Consider the following 4,974-nt stretch of genomic DNA (forward strand, 5'->3'; position numbering starts at 1 on the left):
ACGATTTAACTAGCACCACGCGTACAGTAATCTTATTAGCATTTTTTTCCACTTTGGAATAATAGGATTGACTGACGATCATTCCGTCGTTGATAAATTCTTTTTGGTTTTTACCTTGACTAATACGGTATTCTTTTAATAATTCACCTGTAGTCATAATCATGTTCTCCTAAAAAATTCAAATACGACTATTTCATTAATTTCATTATAGAACCGATATTATATGTTTAACATCAAAAAAAGGAGTTAAACATTATGAACGTTTTTTTGAAGAACAAAGATTACAGAAAATTTTCAGTTGCTAGTTTCTTATCTAGTGCTGGTGACATTCTTTTTTACTTAGCATTTATGACTTATGCAAGTAAACTACAAAATTATTCACTTGCTTTATCGCTGATTGCAATTTCTGAATCATTGCCAAGCTTATTTGATATCTTTGGTGGTTATTTAGCTGATAAGACAAGAAAGAAATTTAAGAACATCTTCGTAATGTCTATCGTTAGATTTGCTCTCTACGGCTTAGTTGGAGTATTATTCGTTACCAATGTATCTCAATGGGGATTAATAATTGCAGTAGTAATTATTAACTTTATCTCTGATATGGCTGGTACTTATGCAAGAGGATTAGGAGCGCCATTAATTGTTGACTTAGTTGGAGAAGATGAATTTGCACAAGCAGAAGGCTTTACCAATGGTATTAGTCAAGTAATTACTACTGTGGCTCAATTTGTTGGATCAGGATTATTACTTTTCTTATCTTACTCAAGCTTAGCTTTCGTTAATGCATTCACTTTCTTAGCAGCTGGCTTGTTATACGCTAGTGTAGGACTTCGTCATAAGAAAGACAATAAGCCGCTTGAACCACAAGAAGTAAACGACCAAAAATTCTTTGCAACAATAAAAACTTCATACACTCAAATCAAGAAGGCTTCAGGCTTGTTATCAGTAGTTTTAGTAATTGCACTTCTTAACGGTGCATTAACTTCTATGGGTTCATTATTACCAATTGTTATGGCCGGCAATCGCTCAACAATGATTATTTCTACTTACAGCTTTACTCTTGCAGTAATTGGATTAGTAGTAAGTGTTGGTGCAATCTTAGGTAGTACTTTTGGACCACAATTATTTAAAAAACAATCTGTTTTCTTTATGGTTATTACTGCCATTGTTTTAAGTGTAGCCACTACAGTAGCTGCAATGTTTGCTAATATTTATGCAATCATGCCGTTTTACTTTTTATTAGCTGCAGTTACAAGCATTGCTTCACTTAAAATGCAACAATGGTTAGTTACTACAATTGATCGTAAGATCTTAGCTTCAAGTGTAGGTTTGCTTAATACGATTCTCATGGCAACAGCGCCTATGATGACTACAGTATTAACTACTATTTCAGGTTTAGGAGATATTAGATACGCCTTGTTCGCACTCTTAGCTATCGAAATTATTATTTTATTCGTAGCAGCTAAGTTGAGTGTGAAGACTAAAGTAAATAAAGAGGAAATTAAACCAGCTGCCGTAGTTAATGAGTAATCTGTGGAATTTAATGTTTAACTTCAAATAAAAAAGAACAGGTTCAATACCCTAATTTACAATATGATAAATGAGTAGACAACCAAGCTACTGATATAGGGTTATATTATCAGTAATCTTTTTTACTTAAGAATAACTAATTACGACTAATAAATTAAAAATTTTAAAACCCATAGTAATTAAAAAAGAGATTGAAAACTTATTCAATCTCTTTTTAATACCTATATTTGTGCCGATTTTTACTTTTAAACAAATAATCGAAAATTGCATTATATTTCAATATAAGTGCAATAGCCACTCAGCCGCCCAGCTCATAGTGGTTATTTTCTTAGTTAAAAAATAAATTATAACTATGTTTTGAGACAGCTATTATCAAAGTGGAATTCTGCTCAACAAGAGGTCTGACTTATTTGTCAGTCTCTTTTTTCATATTTCATTATAACAACGGAAGTTTCGATAACAATTAATTTATATAAAAACACCTTCGTTTTACTGATTTTATTAGTTGTTGAGTTGATCAAACTTCACGATCAGCGAAAAAAATAACTGCTTTAGCTTTGCAGAGCTGGCAGTTATTTAGTAAATCATAAAAATTTATTAGATAGTCGTCGCTAACGCGATTCTACACTAAAGAAGTTCGACTCATTTGTCGGCCTCTTTTTTCATACTTATTATAGCAAGACCAAGATTTAGAGACAATTAATTTATGCAAATATTACCATTTGAGGTATCATCTCGCCTGCTGCAATCAATAAAATAATTACTAAAACCCACATAATTTTCTTCATTTAATCCATATATTCCTTCAAATCAACTACATTGTCATAATGCTTCAATTCATCTTCTTCGTAATGGTGAATTACTTCTACAAAGGTCAGATTAGAATTAAATAAGTAATTATGAACTTGATTTGAAGTTTTCTTATCAAGTGAAGCATTAATTTCGTCGAGTAAAAGAACTGGACGATCAGCTAAAATAGCTCTCGCTAACTCAATTCTGGCGAGCTGACCTCCTGATAATTGATCAGCATTATCACCCAGGGAATAATCAAAGCCCTTTTCCTCAATAATCTGCTTTAAACCTAATTGATCACAAACTTCTTCTACTCTAGCTTTAGCAATATCTACACCTAAGGTTAAGTTAAACCATAATGTATCCGCAAAAATTACGGGAGCTTGACTCGCATAAGCAAAATCATCTTCAAACGTTCCAGCTTTAATATCCTTACCATTTACTGAAATCTTTCCAGCATCCCCATATTTGCCTTTCATTAAAAACTGCAATAAAGTTGATTTTCCTGTACCAGATGGTCCAATTACTGCTTGTTTAGTGCCAGGCTTAATAGTTAAATCTAAGTCATGAATTAGTTGCTTACCTTCTCTCTCAAGAGAAATATCGCTAAATGTCATGTTCTTAATCATTGCTTCCGCATTTACTGATTTTTCTTTATTAGCTAAAGTTAAATATTTTTCAGTCTTTTCTACAATCTGCTTAGTAGTTGACAATTCATTACGATCATTAAGAATAGTCAAAATCGGATTAACAAAAGAATTAGCCAATTGTACGATTGCGAATAATGAGCCTAAGGTCGTCATACCATGAATTACCATGTAGATTCCGGCTAAGAATGGAACTAAGAAGGTTACTAGGTTACCAATTAAGCCAATCCAAGTAGCAGTATCTAAATTTAATAAGTTCATTCTTTTTAAGGCAGTTTCCAACTTAACTACCTTGATTTGGTTCTTCTTAGCCGCATTCTCTTGTTGATTGTATAAGTGCAGTGTTTCGCTACCAGCTAAGAAATTTTTAGTCTGGTTAACGTACTTACCATTAGCTTTAGTCCAATTTTCTGAATCATTTTGAACTGATTTTTGAAAAAGATTAGATACTAGCATCGGCACAAAAGAGCCAATTAAAAACAGCAATGTGACTACCCAGTTTACTGCTAGAGCATAACCCAATGCCAAAACTAGCGTACATACCTGCATAATAATCTCAATTTGGGCATCAAAGCGATTAGTTTCAAGGAGCTTAAAATCATTAGTTAAAAAACCAAGACTTTCCGCATTTTCATCTTGATCAAGCATCCCTTTAAAAATATTGGTCCGCAAATAAGTATTAGTTTCCTTAATCGCACTCGTTTTAAGACGATTAAAAAGCAGACCTGCCAAGAATGTAATCAAAAATCCCACAATTACAATTAGTAAAAAGCTGCCTACTTTATCCCACTTTTTCTCGGTAGCAATGTTAGTCAAAGTCTGTACCATATAAGCCGATACAATAGTCGTAAAGCTAGCAATAAAACCAGCAATGATCATTAAGATAAATTTGAAGTGATTTGAGTATTTGTAAAGCATATCTATTCCCCCTACGTCTTGATTTGTTATAAGTATCGCAGGATAATACTTAAAAATACTAAAAACTTGCAGATCTGCAAGTTGATGCGAGGTATTATGATGTTCAAATATGGCTCAATTTTTAAAGAATTACGCAAAGAACAAGAAATAACCCAACCTGAAGCATGCGCGGGTATTTGCTCTGTTTCTAAGCTATCTCGCTGGGAGAACAATCAAGTAGAAGTAGAGTTCAGTACAGCTATCGCATTACTAAAGCGAATCAATATCACTCTTGATGAGTTCACTAATCGCGCTGAAATAGAAACAGAATTTAACCTGCCAACTAAAATTTCTTCTGCTATTGAAGATGAAAATGTTCCTGTACTACGAAAATACGTACAAACTCATTTAGATATTTACCATTCAAATAAAAATATCATTGAATTAAAAAATATCTTGCCAGTGTGCAATCAACTATTGCTGATGGAAGGTAAGAATTATTTGGAACCTGGTGATATCCAAAGAATCGGTTCTTATCTATTGCATAATACGGTGTGGTCTAAGCACAATATCATCTTACTGGCTAATGCGCCCTTCTTATTAAACTCGGAAATGGGCTTTAAAATTGCTATGCGAATCATTCATAATTTTGATCAAGTTCGTGACATCAATGAGAATCTAATCATTTTTATGGGTGGCTTGTCTGATACGGTTATTTCTTTTGTTTTCAAAAAGAAATTAGAATATGCGCAAAAAATTCTGGATAAATTACGGAAGGTTAACCTGCCTTTTTACTACATGTTCTTTGACTTAACATTATCTTTTCTGCAAAAAGTAATTGATTATTGTCATACGGGAGATGAGCAGCCTGTATTAGCGATGATTGATAACTTGGTTCAACTGAATTGCTCACAGCAAGCCCACATATGGCTAGACGTATTCAAGAGCACCCAAGAAATTTGGCCACAAAAATAAAAATACAGAAAACAAAAGCCACGATCAACATTTCGCTAATCGTGACTTTTTTGAGTTATTCATTTTATTTAAAAGTTAGCTAGATTCAATTAGTCCTTAACGACATCTTTGGTGTTCAACCATTGGGTCTTGT

Annotated in this window: 4 protein-coding genes; 2 read left to right on the top strand and 2 right to left on the bottom strand. The window is 33.0% G+C overall.

All coding sequences use genetic code 11. From position 1 onward, the window contains the following. Positions 1–157, bottom strand: a 157-nt coding sequence (locus FC57_RS10945) for a helix-turn-helix domain-containing protein (RefSeq protein ID WP_162259281.1), incomplete at its 3' end; no start/stop codon positions are given. Positions 158–255: 98 nt separating this feature from the next. Between FC57_RS10945 and FC57_RS10160 the strand changes: the two genes are divergently transcribed. Beyond that, positions 256–1,530: an MFS transporter gene (locus FC57_RS10160; RefSeq protein ID WP_007125903.1), complete on the top strand. Its 1,275-nt coding sequence runs from the start codon at positions 256–258 to the stop codon at positions 1,528–1,530. Positions 1,531–2,318: 788 nt separating this feature from the next. Here FC57_RS10160 and FC57_RS10165 read toward each other — a convergent pair. Further along, positions 2,319–3,887 carry an ATP-binding cassette domain-containing protein gene (locus FC57_RS10165; RefSeq protein WP_040529500.1) on the bottom strand — a complete coding sequence of 523 codons (1,569 nt, stop codon included), beginning with the start codon at positions 3,885–3,887 and terminating at the stop codon, positions 2,319–2,321. Positions 3,888–3,983: 96 nt separating this feature from the next. Between FC57_RS10165 and FC57_RS10170 the strand changes: the two genes are divergently transcribed. After that, positions 3,984–4,841 (top strand): Rgg/GadR/MutR family transcriptional regulator, encoded by an 858-nt coding sequence (locus FC57_RS10170; RefSeq protein ID WP_236253603.1) that lies wholly within the window; start codon positions 3,984–3,986, stop codon positions 4,839–4,841. Positions 4,842–4,974 lie beyond the last annotated feature (133 nt).

It is taken from the genome of Lactobacillus ultunensis DSM 16047 (genome assembly GCF_001436305.1).
GTDB classification, from domain to species: Bacteria; Bacillota; Bacilli; order Lactobacillales; family Lactobacillaceae; genus Lactobacillus; species Lactobacillus ultunensis.